This is a genomic window from Prevotella marseillensis, from assembly GCF_900625065.1.
Classification (GTDB): Bacteria; Bacteroidota; Bacteroidia; order Bacteroidales; family Bacteroidaceae; genus Prevotella; species Prevotella rara.
Map to the genome: position 1 here is coordinate 2,087,248 of NZ_UYXY01000001.1, position 15,582 is coordinate 2,102,829.

General features: G+C 45.7%; 11 protein-coding genes and 1 tRNA gene. 6 read left to right on the forward strand and 6 right to left on the reverse strand.

Annotated elements, in window-relative coordinates; all coding sequences use genetic code 11:
* Position 1: 1 nt before the first annotated feature.
* From EJL04_RS08480 to EJL04_RS08505, 5 genes are all read right to left on the reverse strand, one after another.
* Positions 2-2,278: a cation:proton antiporter gene (locus tag EJL04_RS08480; RefSeq protein ID WP_021855016.1), complete on the reverse strand. Its 2,277-nt coding sequence runs from the start codon at positions 2,276-2,278 to the stop codon at positions 2-4.
* A 287-nt stretch (positions 2,279-2,565) separates the two neighbouring features.
* Complete coding sequence (gene pepT, locus EJL04_RS08485) at positions 2,566-3,789, reverse strand: peptidase T (protein ID WP_053398870.1); 1,224 nt, start codon at positions 3,787-3,789, stop codon at positions 2,566-2,568.
* Between the two features lie 613 nt (positions 3,790-4,402).
* Positions 4,403-4,774 (reverse strand): hypothetical protein, encoded by a 372-nt coding sequence (locus EJL04_RS08495; protein ID WP_125104654.1) that lies wholly within the window; start codon positions 4,772-4,774, stop codon positions 4,403-4,405.
* Between the two features lie 527 nt (positions 4,775-5,301).
* Positions 5,302-5,375: transfer RNA gene (locus EJL04_RS08500), tRNA-Arg, on the reverse strand.
* A gap of 372 nt (positions 5,376-5,747) precedes the next feature.
* A complete protein-coding gene (locus EJL04_RS08505; protein WP_125104655.1) occupies positions 5,748-7,121 on the reverse strand; it encodes a tryptophanase TnaA in 1,374 nt (457 codons plus the stop codon).
* 869 nt (positions 7,122-7,990) lie between these two features.
* Here EJL04_RS08505 and EJL04_RS08510 point away from each other — a divergent pair.
* The 3 genes from EJL04_RS08510 (at position 7,991) to EJL04_RS08520 (ending at position 10,557) form a co-directional block, all read left to right on the forward strand.
* Entirely contained in the window at positions 7,991-8,428 is a 438-nt protein-coding gene (locus EJL04_RS08510; protein WP_125104656.1) for a hypothetical protein, read from the forward strand.
* 1,070 nt (positions 8,429-9,498) lie between these two features.
* The gene (locus EJL04_RS08515; protein WP_125104657.1) at positions 9,499-9,882 is read left to right on the forward strand and encodes a hypothetical protein; all 384 of its coding nucleotides are present in this window, start codon (positions 9,499-9,501) and stop codon (positions 9,880-9,882) included.
* Positions 9,883-9,969: 87 nt separating this feature from the next.
* Positions 9,970-10,557 (forward strand): hypothetical protein, encoded by a 588-nt coding sequence (locus tag EJL04_RS08520; protein ID WP_125104658.1) that lies wholly within the window; start codon positions 9,970-9,972, stop codon positions 10,555-10,557.
* 217 nt (positions 10,558-10,774) lie between these two features.
* Here the strand turns inward: EJL04_RS08520 and EJL04_RS08525 are convergent, their stop codons facing one another.
* Positions 10,775-11,854 (reverse strand): TlpA disulfide reductase family protein, encoded by a 1,080-nt coding sequence (locus tag EJL04_RS08525; protein ID WP_241209967.1) that lies wholly within the window; start codon positions 11,852-11,854, stop codon positions 10,775-10,777.
* 203 nt (positions 11,855-12,057) lie between these two features.
* On the opposite strand from EJL04_RS08525, the gene EJL04_RS08530 reads away from it, so the two are divergent.
* Genes EJL04_RS08530 through EJL04_RS08540 form a run of 3 tightly spaced genes read left to right on the forward strand, consistent with a single transcriptional unit; the run spans position 12,058 to position 15,500 of the window.
* Complete coding sequence (locus EJL04_RS08530) at positions 12,058-12,750, forward strand: queuosine precursor transporter (protein ID WP_021855022.1); 693 nt, start codon at positions 12,058-12,060, stop codon at positions 12,748-12,750.
* On the forward strand, positions 12,747-13,223 hold the full coding sequence (gene queF, locus EJL04_RS08535) for a preQ(1) synthase (RefSeq protein WP_021855023.1): 477 nt from the start codon (positions 12,747-12,749) through the stop codon (positions 13,221-13,223). Before EJL04_RS08530 ends, queF begins: the two co-directional genes overlap by 4 nt.
* A 51-nt stretch (positions 13,224-13,274) precedes the next feature.
* Positions 13,275-15,500, forward strand: a complete 2,226-nt coding sequence (locus tag EJL04_RS08540) for a patatin-like phospholipase family protein (protein WP_021855024.1) — start codon at positions 13,275-13,277, stop codon at positions 15,498-15,500.
* The last annotated feature ends 82 nt before the right edge of the window (positions 15,501-15,582 follow it).

Here is a 15,582-nt window from a genome sequence, read left to right on the forward strand (position 1 = left end):
GTCAGCCTGCCGTGCAGTCAGACGCATGGTCGTTGTCCCTGCAGAAGCGCTCTATGTCGTCCTGCTCGCCGACAATCCAGATAGCCTCGCCGTGACGCAGCTTGTGCGACGGGTCCATCTGCGAGAGGTTCTCCTTGCCTTCCTCAAGTCCTACGACCATACAGTTGTACACATCACGTATGCCGCTGTCACGCAGCGTCTTGCCCGCAAAGATGCCGTTGCGGTTTATCACCACCTGATGGAGTTTCATCTCGCGCTTCTCTATCTCCGGGTCTTTATCATGCAGCTCTGTGTTCAAGGCCTCGCTGAAGGCTGTAAGCTGGTCGTCGCTGCCGATAGCCTGAATGTTGTCTCCTGGAAATAATATTGTTCCTCCGTTTGGGATGTTTATCCTCTGGCTGCCACGCAATATGCTGCTGATGTGCACCCCATATCTGTTTCTGAACTCCAGTTCGCGCAGCATCTTGCCTGCCCATAGAGAATCTTCGGGAATGGTGAAATCAGAGATATGCACGTCGCGGTCGAGCAGGCGGCCTTCATACAGCGGACGCCTACGGCCCATCACCTCGGCAACAATCTCTCTTGAACGCAGGTTCTGCATGAACAAGCGCTCCATCTTTATGCTTCTCTTCTTCAGCGAGCGCGATATTATCATAAGTGCCACGGCAGCAAGCGCTATGCTTATCATCAGCGCATTGGTGAAGCGTGTAAGATAATAGCATATATAGAAAACAAACGCCGAAGCCACGGCCACTCTCACGATGATTGTCAGAATGAGCGGCAGACGGTTGTAGGGATTGCTGTTCCAAAGAGCCTTAAACTCCTCACTGTGGTTTTTCTTCATCATTATAGCCCTCAGGAAAGGAGATATAAACAGTAGCGTGAGCAGTCCGCATGCCGCATTTGCCCACCAGTGAGGCAGAAGCTGACGCACGAAAGGCAGGAAAAAGGTGAACATAAGGGCTATGGATGCGCCCGAGAGTATGGAATAAATCACCGTGATGCGCACCATCTGCTTTATCAGGGTGCGCCATTTTGCCTCGGGCTGCGTGGTCTGCTTGGCAAGCGTAAGATTGTTCATGGCCATAATCCACTTTTTGGGCAGACGGCGTTCGAGCATGCCGTAAGCCGGGGTGGCCATGCGTATCATATAAGGGGTAAGGAAAGTGGTTATCACAGAAACGGCAACCACAACGGGATAAAGGAACTTGCCGATGACTCCGAGCGAAAGGCCAAGCGAGGCTATGATGAACGAAAACTCGCCTATCTGCGCCATTGAGAAACCGCACTGCATGGCCGACTTGAGCGACTGGCCGCCGATAAGAAAACTCAAACTGCCAAAAATAACCTGCCCGAGAATAATTACAAGCACAAGAGTTACTATCGGCCATGAATATTCTACAAGAATGGCGGGATCGACAAGCATGCCGACAGACACGAAGAACACGGCTCCGAAAAGATTCTTCACAGGCTCTACAACCTTTATTATGCGCTCGGCCTCTATAGTCTCGGCAAGGATTGAGCCCATGACAAATGCTCCGAAGGCGCTGCTGAAGCCTACCTTGGTAGACAGTACGGCCATGGCGCAGCACAGACCGAGAGCCACGATGAGCAGCGTCTCGTTGTTGATAAACTTGCGCATTGACCTAAGCATGAGCGGAATAAGGAAGATACCCACCACAAACCACAGGATGAGAAAGAAGCCTATCTTCATCAGGCTGCCTATCATCTGTCCTCCGTCGGGATTCGACCCGTTGGCTATAGCCGAGAGCATAACCATCATGACAATTGCCAGTATGTCCTCAAGTATCAGCACACTCATAACCAGTCCGGCAAAGCGCTGCTGCCTAAGGCCAAGGTCGTCGAAGGCTTTATATATAATGGTGGTGGAACTCATGGCGAGCATACCGCCGAGAAAGATGCTGTCCATACGGCTCCAGCCGAACAGATGCCCCGTGACTATGCCCAACATCATCATGCAGAACACGATGGAACACGTGGAGATTATGGGCGAAGCGCCCATCTTAAGTATCTTCTTGAACGAGAAATCCAGACCTAACGAAAAGAGCAGGAACATCACGCCGATGTCGCCCCACGTGCTGATGTCGGCCCTGTCGGCCACCGACATTATGTAAGGCATGTGCGGACTTACCAAGAATCCTGCCACGACATACCCCAGCACAAGCGGCTGTTTAAGCTTCTTGAAAACTATGGTCACTATGCCTGCCACCACAAGAATAAGTGCCAGGTCTTTCACGAGGTGTGGAAGTTCGCCCATTCTTACTGTCTGTTTTTGTCAATATGTTTAAATGTTCAGGGCTGAAAGCAGAAGTTATCAACACTGTCTCCTGCATGATTATATACAGGCAAGACACAAAACCACATTCTGCTTTCAGTCCTGTAAAAGTATTTGTATAAGTGGCGGCTCACCTTACACCGCAATGTGCTAAGGCGTGCCGCTTATGATGCCACTGCCGCATGTCGTCGCCGGCCATACCGCATGCAGGATGAATTATGCCATGCAACGGCAAGACAAGGCGTGCGCGAATGCCGCACGATATGTTATCAGTCATTATATTCGGCCGTAATCTCACATATCTTCACGATTACCTGCATGGCCTTTTCCATAACCTGAACAGAAATAAACTCGTAAGGTCCATGGAAGTTTACGCCGCCGGCAAAGATATTAGGACACGGCAGACCCTTGAACGACAGCTGAGCTCCGTCGGTTCCGCCGCGGATAGGCTCTACCTTAGGAGGCACACCGCTGTCCTGCATGGCCTTGAGCACGATGTCGATAACGTGCATCTTCGGATCTATCATCTCCTTCATGTTGTAATACTGGTCTTTCACGTCAGCAGTAACAGTGCCTTCGCCATACTTCTTGTTCATCTCTACAACGCATTTCTCGATGAAGGCCTTGCGCTCCTCAAACTTATCGCGGTCGTGGTCGCGGATGATATAAGACAGCTTGGCGTTCTCTATGTTCGACTCGATGCCCAGCAGATGATAGAATCCTTCATAACCTTCTGTTGTCTCCGGTGTCTCGTCAGCCGGCAGCATTGCTGCAAACTCGGCAGCCAGGCGGTTGGCGTTTATCATCTTGCCCTTGGCATATCCCGGATGAACGCTAACGCCCTTGATGTTTATCTTGGCAGAAGCAGCGTTGAAGTTTTCAAACTCGAGGTCGCCCAGGTCGCCGCCGTCCATTGTGTATGCCCATTCACATCCAAACTTCTCAACGTCAAAGTGGTGAGCGCCCATGCCAATCTCCTCGTCAGGATTGAAGCCCATGCGTATGTCGCCGTGAGGAATCTCCTTATGGTCGCGCAACCAGCACATGGCCTGTACTATTTCGGCTATACCAGCCTTGTCGTCAGCTCCCAGCAGAGTGTGGCCGTCGGTAACGATAAGGTCTTCGCCTACATGCTGCAGCAGTTCGGGGAATTTCTTTGTTGATGATATTATGCCCGGTGACAGTTCGATGTCCTTTCCGTCGTAGTTCTTGACAATGCGAGGCTTCACATCCTTGCCGCTGCAGTCTGGAGACGTGTCGTAGTGGCTGATGAAACCTATAGTAGGGACTTCCTTCTTGATGTTAGATTTCAGTGTGGCATAAACGTAGCCGTTGTCGTCCATCTCAACATCATCAAAGCCCTCATCCTTGAGTTCATCTCTGAGATATTTTGCAAAATCAAGCTGTTTGGCTGTGCTCGGCACGGTCTGGCTGTCCTCGGCCGACTGTGTGTCGAAGCTTACGTAATTCAAAAATCTTTCAACTATGTCCATGATATTTTTATATTATTCAGTTGTTTTTCAAAAGTACATGCTACACCCCACCATATCATGGTGCGGGCTATCAGAATGCAAATATATGAAATTTTATTGAGATACGTCAGTGTTTTTACAGGTTAATTAGCCTTAATTTGACAACTTTTATCCAAGCACAGCCTGTTGCCGCAGATAAACGATGATAAAAAAACAGGCGGAAACCCTTTTTCTTACAAGGATTTCCGCCGTATGTGATCCCGTTGGGATTCAAACCCAAGACCTTCAGAGATGCTATGTATATTGTAAATAATTAATTATTAATATATTATGCGAATTTTAAAATCTGATTGGTAAATTATTAGTAGGTAATTTATACTATTAAGTTTAACTAATAGCAAAAGCCACACTTGTGTCGGCCTTCATCAATAGCTTCACTTTCCGTTATGGCGTCTATGTCTCCGCTGCAATTGCTAAGCCCTTTACATATTGACGTCTTGTGATAAGCTTTTGAGTACGGGCCTGTACAAATGTATACACGACCATTTCCACTTCCACAAGATATTGTCAATAAAGACAATACAATTAATGCAAGATAATATTTCATTGGCTTATATCTTTATTTTCAATTATTTTATTCGTATATATCAATTTTGTTATTTATATATTCTTCCGATGCTCCAGCACGTCGTAATCTATTAATTTCATTCTCCACGTTAACATCGTGGAGAATAAGTAATTTATCTTCTTCAAGCAACAAACATTCTCTACATATTTTTTGTCCCTTAATTATTAAGATATTATATTTGCTGTGTTTTGGGGTAAACCAAGGAACACTTTTGTAAGGACAAGATTCTCCATGAATATTTCCGTATTCGTCAACAAAATATTCATCATCATCTATAATTGGCAAGATAGTATGCATATTACTAAAAAGTATACACAAAAGCAAAATAACGCCTATAATAATAAAATAAATTTTGATATCACTTATTTTCTCTTTCATTAATTTTTCTTCATTTAGTCAAAAGGAACATTAATACTCTATTACCATAAACTTTTTCAAGAGGAACAATAAAATCTGCATACTTCGGATTGAGATTTATTGAATGACACGTTACATAGCCTTATTTTTACATATTTGCATTTCTTTAATTATTACGCCATTACTTGAGTCAAGCATCTTACCAAAACGGGCTGTCTGTAAACACACTTCTTAAGACTCGCACATGAATTGGCATAGGCAAAAATATGTTTTATAATATGAAAGTAAATCTTTTTGTGTTATAAATATGGCCATCTATATGTACGCATTTCTACCTCTGTGGATAAACAAAATGTAAACATGTTAGGTCTTATCACCCTTCATTTTATAATTTTTGTTTGTTATTTTAAATGTTTCCATAACTTCATAGTGAGCAATTTGTGTTCATTTGTGGTATAATAATACAAATATTAAAAGTCCAAATTATATTGAGCTAAAAAATAAGCGGAACCCTTATAAATATCAGAACTCCGCTTATCCCCATTTTGTGATCCCGTTGGGATTCAAACCCAAGACCTTCAGAACCGGAATCTGACGCTCTATTCAGCTAAGCTACGGGACCATTGCTGTCGGCTTCCACACGCTGTGCATGCGCCCAAGGTGCGCATGTCTGTGCAAGAAGCAAGTGCAAAGGTAATATATTTTTTCGATTTATGCGTCTGTTGCCACATAAATTATTGAAAATAAGGAATAGTTAATAACCGACCACAGACCTACTGCCGCAACGGCACATGGCCTTTGCATCTACGGCGGCGGCAACATGAAGCGGCAGAAACAAGCCCACGGCACGGCAAGACGCACGCACCTGAAGGCAACGGCACAGAACAAGAGCCAACGGACATGCGCCATAATCTGGATGCGGAGCATCTGTCCGTCGGCTCATTGGTATGTCAGGCCGAAACGGCCTTTATGTTTTCTACTTTATAAGTATATATTACAGTCTCTCGAGCTGTACGGTGAAGTGACGCATGAGCGGTGCTTCCCACGCAATTCTTACACCGCGTGTAATCTCAGCCCTGCGCTCATAAACGTTCTTCAACGCAGCAGCTATAACAGCGATGTGATTGTCTGTGTAGACGCGGCGCGGAATGGCAAGGCGCAGCAGGTCAAGACCTGTGAAGCGGTTTTCGCGAGTAACCGGGTCGCGGTCGGCCAAGAGATAACCAATCTCGCATCCGCGGATACCTGCCTCGAGATAAAGCTCTATGGTAAGTGTCTGTGCGGGGAACTCCTCCTTCGGAACATGTGTGAGCACCTTTGGAGCGTCAACGAAGATGGCGTGGCCGCCTGCCGGGCGCTGATAAGGAATGCCGTACTCGTCGAGCAGGCGTGCGAGCAGCTGCACCTGACGGATGCGTGTGTCGAGGTTGTCAAACTCTGTATTCTCGTCGAGACCTATTGCCAGTGCGTTCATGTCGCGTCCGTTCATACCTCCATATGTCAGATATCCTTCAAACTGCACACAATAGCCCTTGGCGCCCTCATACCACTCCTGCTTGCGTGTGGCAATGAATCCGCCCATGTTTACAAGTCCGTCCTTCTTGGCGCTCATTGTCATGCCGTCTGCCAGAGCGAACATCTCGCGTGTAATCTCCTTTATGGTCTTGTCGGCATATCCTTCCTCGCGTGTCTTGATGAAGTAAGCATTCTCGGCGAAGCGTGCAGAGTCGAACACAACGGACTTGCCATACTTGTCGGCAACGGCGCGCACCTGTCTCAGGTTCTCCATTGACACGGGCTGTCCTCCTGCTGTGTTGTTGGTTATGGTTACGATGATGAACGGTATGCGGTCGCCGTGCTCCTTGAGCGCGTTCTCAAGCTTCACGGGGTCAACGTTGCCCTTGAACGGCACCTCGAGCTGAGTGTCCTTAGCCTCGTCGACGGTGCAGTCGAGCGCGATGGCCTTACGTCCCTCGATATGTCCTTTTGTAGTGTCGAAGTGAGAGTTGCCGGGCACGATGTCGCCTTCGTGTACGAGATAAGAGAACAGCACGTTCTCTGCGGCACGTCCCTGGTGTGTAGGTATTACATACTCAAAGCCCGTGAGCCTCTGTATCGTCTCTTTCAGCTTGAAGAATGAGTCGGCTCCGGCGTAGCTCTCGTCGCCCATCATTATTCCGGCCCACTGGCGGTCGCTCATTGCGCCTGTGCCTGAGTCGGTGAGCAGGTCGATATACACCTGGTTGGCTTTCAGTTGAAACACGTTATAGTGAGCCTCTTTAATCCACTGTTCGCGTTCTTCGCGTGTGCTTTTGCGTATAGGCTCAACCATCTTGATTTTCCAAGATTCTGCGAATGGTAATTCCATAGTTTAAGGTTTTAATAATTTCAGCTCCAAATTTAATAAAAAACCAATTATGCAGCAAGCACATTTCAATAGTTTTTTCATTCATTTATAATTTTTGTAATAATATCACGCCGCAAATATGCCCTCTGCCGGCCATCATCATGCGGCTGCACGGACAACGATGGGAGGCTTACCGGATATGAAAACTATTAAGACGGAGCATAACTCAAGGATTGCAGTATAATACAACATTCACCGAATGTAAATTATAATTAACCGGCATTACACCTGTATGACATAAGATTACTTATATTTTCAACGAAATAAAATTCATTGAATGAGATTGGATATACACGACTTATGCCGAATTTACATAAATAGAAAACAGCCACTAACAAAAAACGCAAAAAACTGTAAGCAAAACACACACATATCGTTAACAAATCAGCGAAGCACCAATAAGTTATAGACGAACTGTAAGCAAAATCACGCATAAAGGTTTCGAATCATTAACCTATCGTTTACGACCAAAAACTCGGCCACTTTTGATGCAAAAGTGGCCGAGTTTTTGGTTATAAACAAGTGTGTTTTTAGGCTAAACCTTACGCCATGCGTATGGCGTCGAGAATAAATATGGTTTAGGACTTTAACAGTGAAACACGGCTACGCTTGCATTTAATGGTGAGCTTAAGCGTATATTTTGCTTTCATTGCATCAAAAAACATGTAAAATCATCCGCCATACAAAATAATTCTATAACTTTGCTTTCGGCAGAATTCTTTATATCTTATCACTATAAAGACACAGCGGTTGTTGCCAATCGCCAATTTGCAAGCATAAAAAATCCGTTGAGCTTACGGGACATTATATGAAAACCTATAAATACCGATATGAAAACATCTTCTAAAAAAATAATATTGATATTATTGATCATCGCATTAGCAATATATGTCTTCATTCGGACAGTACAACAGTCAACCGAATCTCCTGCAGGCATATATATCAGCGAAATCAACAGTAAAGACACATTAAGATTATATCCTGACGGGAAATTCGAACAGGTGGTTTATAACAATAAAAACATATTGGTGTACTCATGTGTATCTGAATGGAGTAAAACGACCAAGGGAATACGCATCGACTCAATACTCATATATGATGATACAAAACAATTAAACTATTGGAAGGAAGAACCTTTGGAGGGAGAACAATATACGGGCTGGCGTTTTGAACATAAAAACAACAAGTATGTTTTATCGTGGAGATATTATGTGGACATTCCAGAAAAATCAACAAATTATATCAGAATTAAAGAAATAAAACAGTAATACTTGACGAATAAAACATAAACGTTATACATAAATAAAGGAGTTTAGCCGATAAAAATTCTATTGGCAAAATCAGAAAACAGAAACCGGCACAAAGAAAATACTCCGCTACAGCTATAGCACCAACATAAGCCTTGTTTGTCAGAGACAAAAAAGCATTTAAGCGCTCAAGCAGCAGCGTCAAACAGGTAAATGCGGGGCATGATATAAAAAAATAATAACCAACTGCATATAATCAAAGAAAATTATGCTATATTTGAGCTGTCGGGCAACAGTTATAGATTGAAGAATATGATGAAAAAAATAATTAAAGCAATTCTATGTTCCTATTTATCTTTTTGCAGTATACAAATTTTATGTTTCATCACTGCATATACACTTTTACCGTCTGCGTTTATTGAGCAAATAAACAACGCGCAATATGCATACGGCATTCTTGTAGAACTGTTAATCCTCTTGTTTATCATCGGCTGGATTAACACCGCTTTCCTTTACTTTCTGTATGTCACAGGAATTAATGATAAGATATTCTGCGCAAAAAGTTATGTCATCGAAAGTTTCTTATATTATATTTTAAATCTAGCCATCGGATTTATAATAGAACTGATACCGACAGAAACAAAATTTTACTACCATGATATTATCGTTAACGGAAACATCATCTCAAAGAATGCATACACATTAAAATTTTATTATACAGCTGAAGCCCAAATCATCTATGTTTACATCATATTGTTATTATTTTATGTTGCCAGGAGAATGGTTAAACGGCTTCACAATTAATTATCAATCTGCATGCTACTGCCCCGGCAACGATTGGCTTACTGAAAAATGATACAGTCGTTTAGAAAAGCTATTAGACAAAAGACTCTGAACGGAATAAATAAACTGCGATGAAGCAATGCCGACGAAAAGAAAATAGACGATGAGCCGTTAAATATAGTCAACAGATGCAGACATTTAAAAGAAAATACGCTATATTTGAGGAGATTAAATAAAATGCCAACAACATGAACTGCAACATATTAAATATTTTCAAGATAGAGCATAATCGTATAATAACTTGCACGATGCTCATTGTATTATTGGCATTTGATATGTTTTCGTTTGTCGGTTGCAAGACAAAGCAAGCAACAAGCGAAGATATAAAATGTATAAGTGAAAATCATTATTTCTATACCGGAGCTTCGGCCGAAGAAACAGGAAAACAGATATATAAAAATTTCTTATGGTCTAACGTAAATGTCAGCGACAGAGAATTTAAAGGAAAAGTCTATGTAAGATTTTTTATGAATTATAAAAACGAATTTTCTGACATCACAATTCTGACCAAGACAAACAGTCCTTCTATTGACGCAGAATTAATGAGATGCGTAAAATTAATAAAAATACGGCAAGACCATAAAATAGACAAAAAAGCAAAGATAGAGGTGATAGCCGTTGTTACATTCTGAATGAAATAATGGAGAAAATCCTTTGTCAGTAAGTTAATAATAATTAGCCGGCAGGTAAAATTATGAAGGAAAGAGACATTTATAAAAATGGAAAGAATAAAATATTACATGGCTTTATTGACCATTGCGCTGCTCTACTGCAACACAATGAACAGTCAAGTTAAATATGAGATAAAAACTAAAAAATGCCTCAATGAAATTTATAGCGAAAAATCCCATAGTGGCTCGTTTTGTCATATTGTCGAAAACAAGACAAAACAGAATTTAGTAATATTCTTTATAGAAGAAGAGAACGACACATTACCAGATGTCAAACTTCTAAAAAGGAAGCTATATCAAAGATATGGAGACTTTTATTTTTTTATGATTGAATGGGAAGCTAATATGTATATTGAAAAGAGCACAATTGTTACTCCGGACTTGTTTGTAAAAATATTAAAACCCAAAGAAAAATTGGAGGTAATAGTTCCATTTGCTAATGATACAGAAGAAGAAATTGCCTCAAAAGTTGCACAGCATCTGCTGGTATGTCCTGAAACTTTATTCTCAAATAATCTGATAGGAATGCCACACTTTGTAGAAAATCTTCAGCAATATAATCTCGCTTATGACAAAACAAAAGTAGTGATTGCCGCTGATAAATTTAAATTGTTTTTCTTGATCAAACAAAAATAGGCAGATAATAAAATAAGGAGAAAAACGAGTCAAGGTTAGACTCCTTATTATAATGCTATTTGAAATAAAAAACGAAACCGGCAGAAGTGAACTTTATTTCAATGTGAAATAAAAGATTTCTTCTGCCGGTTTATTATTTAGATGCATCAAAGGGTGTGTTTACCTTGCTTTGCGTTATGCATTTTTTCAATAAAAGCAATAAGCAGCATTGCCCTATTTAGAATCCGTAAATCTCTTTGAGTTTCTCGCCGAGATCCTCGCCCCTCAGGTCTGTGGCAACAATCTTGCCCTCGCCGTCGAGCAGCACGTTGGCCGGTATGGCGTTGATGCCGTAGAGGGGAGCTGCGGCGCACTTCCAGCCCTTCAGGTCGCTGATGTTGGGCCACTTCATGCCGATGCTCTTAATGGCAGACTTCCATGCCTCGGCGCTGTTGTCGAACGAAACGCCCACTACCTCGAAGCCCTTGGCATGATATTTCTCATAGTTTGCCACTACGTTTGGCATCTCCTGACGGCACGGTCCGCACCAGCTTGCCCAAAAGTCAACAAGCACATAGTTGCCCTTGCCGCACCACTCGCTCAGCTTGCGCTGCTTGCCTTCGGTGTCGTTCATCGTCAGGTCTGTGAACATCTTGCCGGGCATGCGCTTCTCGAAGGCTGCAAGCTGCTGCTTGACGCGGGCCAGGGCAGGATGATTATAGTAAGGAGCCGACGGACTTAGCAGGTCTTTCAGCTCGTTATAGTCGAGTGCGGTGTAAATCTGACTCAGATAAACGGCCGGTATAAGGTTGTCCTTGTTGGTCTTTATTATGTTCAGCATGTCGTTGAGCATAGAATCTCTCACCACGTTGAAGCGCTCAGCCAGAGCCTTAGCCTTTGCCTTGCCGGCTTCGCTGTTGTCTCTCGCCACCTTCTCATACTCGGCATATATCTCGCTTGTTGCAGCGTCATACTTTTTCAGCGGCAGGCTGCACTCAAAGAGTTTCTTGTTGAGGTCAGAACCGGCCATGGTGTAGTTCACCAGGTTCATGTCCACAGGTGTTCCGTCATTGAAGAATGCCATGCCCTCATTATTTGCGTCCAGCATGAATATCTCGTTAAGGTTCTGCTTTCCGCTCAGCTCAAACTTTCCGTTGCTCACCATTGCGCTGTCTAAAGCTGCGCGCTGCCCCATCACATAAAGATAAACCTTCGATACGCTTGCGGGCACTGTTCCCGTAATCTTGTAAGCAGTCTCCTGCGCCTGCATCGAGATGGCTGCCATCACCGTCAGGGCTGTTGTCAATAGTTTTTTCATATTCCTTTTACGTTTTCTTTGTTTATTTCCAAATATCTCCGGCCTTTTACGGCCTGTATAAATAACATAAATGCAAAGTTATCAATTAATCGGTATCGGGCAAATAATTACAGGCGTAATCTTATCTTATTGAGTTTTTTTATTAATTTTGCAGCCGCAATTTATTTACAGAGTGCTTGGTAAACCTCTTAAAAAACAAGGAAATGAAAACAGATAAGCAACAAGTAAGTGTGCTGTTCATGCTTTTCAGCATACTTTTCTGCGTCTGCCTGATAACGGCAAACGTGTTAGAGACAAAGCAGATTTCAATCGGACCGGTGAACATCACCGGCGGATTGCTCGTGTTTCCGGTGTCTTACATTATCAACGACTGCGTGTGTGAGGTGTGGGGATTCCGCAAGGCAAGGCTCCTTATATGGGCAGGCTTCGCCATGAACTTCATCTTCGTGCTGTTCGGAGCGCTGGCCGACGCCATTCCGGGCGCGCCTTACTGGCACAACGACGAGGGCTTCCATGCCGTGTTCGGCCTTGCCCCGCGCATTGCCGCCGCCTCGTTTGTGGCCTTCCTTGCCGGCTCGTTCATCAACGCCTACGTGATGAGCCGCATGAAGATATCGTCCAACGGCAAGCATTTCTCTCTGCGCGCCGTGGTGAGCACAGTGTTCGGCGAAAGTGCCGACTCGCTGATCTTCTTCCCGCTTGCGCTGTCGGGCGTGGTGCCTGCCGGCGAGATGCTGTCGCTCATAGTGTCGCAGGTGGTGCTGAAGACGCTCTACGAAATCATTGTGCTGCCCGTAACGATACGTGTAGTGAAGAAGACCAAGGAGCATGAGGGCACCGACGTGTATGACAACGGAATAAACTATAACGTTTGGAAAATATTTAATCTACAATGATGACTGAAGACAACAGAAAAGACGAGGGACTGAAGGCCCTCGGCGCAAAGACCGCCTACAGAATGGACTATGCACCTGAGGTGCTCGAGACGTTTGAGAACAAGCATCCGGGCAACGACTACTGGGTGCAGTTCAACTGCCCTGAGTTCACATCGCTGTGCCCTATCACGGGTCAGCCCGACTTTGCCGAGATACGCATAAGCTATATCCCCGGCGAGCGCATGGTTGAGAGCAAGAGTCTGAAGCTGTATCTGTTCAGCTTCCGCAACCACGGCGACTTCCACGAAGACTGCGTGAACATAATAATGAAGGACCTCATCAGGCTGATGAGCCCTAAATATATAGAGGTGACGGGATACTTCACTCCGCGCGGAGGCATAAGCATATATCCCTATGCCAACTACGGACAGCCCGGCACTAAATACGAGAAGATGGCCGAGCACCGCTTCATTAACCACAACATGGGACGCTGACCTTAAGCCGCGACACATGCCATAAGGCCGCCCTGCAAACCAGACAACATCATGAAAAGTAAACTCCGCCTGCTAGCTGTCATACTGACGGCATTACTTTTTGTTCCGGCTGATGCCGAAGAAGTGCAAGACTCGTGCCGCAGCCGTGTGGCTGTGGTGCTCAGCGGCGGCGGCGCAAAGGGCATGGCCCACATAGGCGTGCTGCGCGTGCTGGAGCGTGCGGGCATACCTGTAGACATTATCACGGGCACGTCGATGGGCGCCCTGATCGGCGGCTTGTATTCAATAGGCTACGACGCTGCCACACTCGACTCTCTCGTAAAGGTGCAGGACTGGAAGACGCTGCTGTCTGACAAGGTGGACGTGAGCAACCAGAGTCTGGCCGAAAGAGAGAAGCAGAACACCTATCTGCTGTCGCGCCCACTGAGCATAGCCCGCAAGGCACGCAACGCCGCAGGCGGACTGATAAGCGGCACCAACCTGTCGCAGCTCTTCACACGGCTCACCGTAGGCTATCACGACTCAATCAGCTTTGCCGACCTGCCCATACCGTTTGCCTGTGTGGCAACAAACATCGTGGACAACACCGAATACGACATGTACGGCGGACACCTCTCGACAGCCATGCGGGCAAGCATGGCCATACCGGGCGTGTTCACCCCGGTGCGCAAAGACTCGATGGTGCTCGTAGACGGAGGCCTGCGCAACAACTATCCGGCCGACATAGCCAAGCGCATGGGGGCAGATATAATAATAGGTGTGTCGGTGCAGAGCGACAACCGCACGGCGGCAGAACTGCAAAGCGGCCCCGCCATACTGATGCAGATTGTGGACATCAACTGCAAGAACAAGTTTGACGAAAACTGGGCTATGACCGACATTCCTATCAAGGTGAACGTAAAGGGCTACTCTTCGGCAAGCTTTACGCGTGCAGCCATCGACACACTGATAGCACGCGGCGAAGAGGCTGCCATGCAGCAGTGGGAAAAGATTGTGGCACTGCAGCAGCGCCTTGCCTCAGAAGGCTACATCCACGCAGCACGTGCCTCGCGCCCTGTGCCGACAAGTTCGGAACTTACGTTCAAGATAGACTCTGTATGCTTCGACCGCATTGTGGCCTCCGACCGCAACTATATCATGTCGAAATACAGGCTCAACAAAGGCGACAGCGTTTCGGTAAAACGCATCGAAGAGGCTATCACTGCCCTCGGCGTAAACTTTCTATACACCAACCCGGGCTATACGCTCAACAAGAGCGGCAAAGGATACGTGCTGAGAATATCGGCAGACGACAAGCGCACAAGCAGGGTAAACCTCGGAGTGAGATTCGACACAGAGGAGATGGTGGCCCTGCAGGCCAACGTGTCCCACCAGATAAAGGCCCGCATACCTGTGATAATGGAGCTTACGGGCCGCCTGGGCAAGCGAATGATGGCCAGGCTCGACGCACAGATCAATCCGCTGCACTACGGAAAGATAGGTCTCTCGTATGTATTCAGGCACGACGACACAAACATCTATGAGGGCGGCAAGCGCGACTACAACTTCACTTACAACCAGCACTCTGTCAACCTGCAGCTGCTCAGCTTCAACATACGCAACTTCTCGGTAGACGTAAACGTGAAGATGGACTTCTACGACTTTCACGACATGCTGTCGGGTCCGTCGTCTGAATATGAGACTCTCGACAATGTCCACTTCTACAGCTACATCTTCAGGATGAACTACAACTCGGAAGACCGCTGGTTCTTCACCACGCGCGGCGCACGCTTCAATGCCGGATACGGCTACTACACAGACAACTTCATAAGCCACGGAGATGAACCCGGACTGAGCGTGGCCGACTTCATGTGGCGCATGTCGTTCCCGCTCAACAGCCGTTTCGTGCTGCAGCCCATGGTAAGCGGACGCTTCCTTATCGGCAACGACATTCCACTAATCATGCGCAACTCCATAGGCGGCATGCACCCCGGAATGTATCTCGAACAGCAGCAGCCCTTCGCGGGCATCGGCCACATAGAGTTTGTTGACAACATGCTGCTAACGGCACAGCTCATGGCGCAGCAGCGCATCATGGACAACAACTACATCATAGGCCGCCTGTCGTTCGGACAGCGTGGCGACAAGCTGCGCAACCTCTTCGAGAAGGGACCGATGACGGGATGCGAGATAGCATATTACTACAACAGCATGTTCGGTCCGATAGGCGCGTCGCTCGGATACTCAAGCCGCACGGAGGAGCCTTACTTCTACGTAAACCTTGGCTTCCAGTTCTGACAAAACGGGACTGCATGGGAAAACCGGTTTAACCCAAATCAGTCATTGTGATTCGGTCGCTATTCTTGCTTTATATTGAGCG

Bases quoted from the DNA above. Each gene is read 5' to 3' on its own strand.
- EJL04_RS08480 (WP_021855016.1), bottom strand. From the start codon at position 2,278: ATGGGCGAACTTCCACACCTCGTGAAAGACCTGGCACTTATTCTTGTG.
- pepT (WP_053398870.1), bottom strand. From the start codon at position 3,789: ATGGACATAGTTGAAAGATTTTTGAATTACGTAAGCTTCGACACACAG.
- EJL04_RS08495 (WP_125104654.1), bottom strand. From the start codon at position 4,774: ATGAAAGAGAAAATAAGTGATATCAAAATTTATTTTATTATTATAGGC.
- EJL04_RS08505 (WP_125104655.1), bottom strand. From the start codon at position 7,121: ATGGAATTACCATTCGCAGAATCTTGGAAAATCAAGATGGTTGAGCCT.
- EJL04_RS08510 (WP_125104656.1), top strand. From the start codon at position 7,991: ATGAAAACATCTTCTAAAAAAATAATATTGATATTATTGATCATCGCA.
- EJL04_RS08515 (WP_125104657.1), top strand. From the start codon at position 9,499: ATGCTCATTGTATTATTGGCATTTGATATGTTTTCGTTTGTCGGTTGC.
- EJL04_RS08520 (WP_125104658.1), top strand. From the start codon at position 9,970: ATGGAAAGAATAAAATATTACATGGCTTTATTGACCATTGCGCTGCTC.
- EJL04_RS08525 (WP_241209967.1), bottom strand. From the start codon at position 11,854: ATGAAAAAACTATTGACAACAGCCCTGACGGTGATGGCAGCCATCTCG.
- EJL04_RS08530 (WP_021855022.1), top strand. From the start codon at position 12,058: ATGAAAACAGATAAGCAACAAGTAAGTGTGCTGTTCATGCTTTTCAGC.
- queF (WP_021855023.1), top strand. From the start codon at position 12,747: ATGATGACTGAAGACAACAGAAAAGACGAGGGACTGAAGGCCCTCGGC.
- EJL04_RS08540 (WP_021855024.1), top strand. From the start codon at position 13,275: ATGAAAAGTAAACTCCGCCTGCTAGCTGTCATACTGACGGCATTACTT.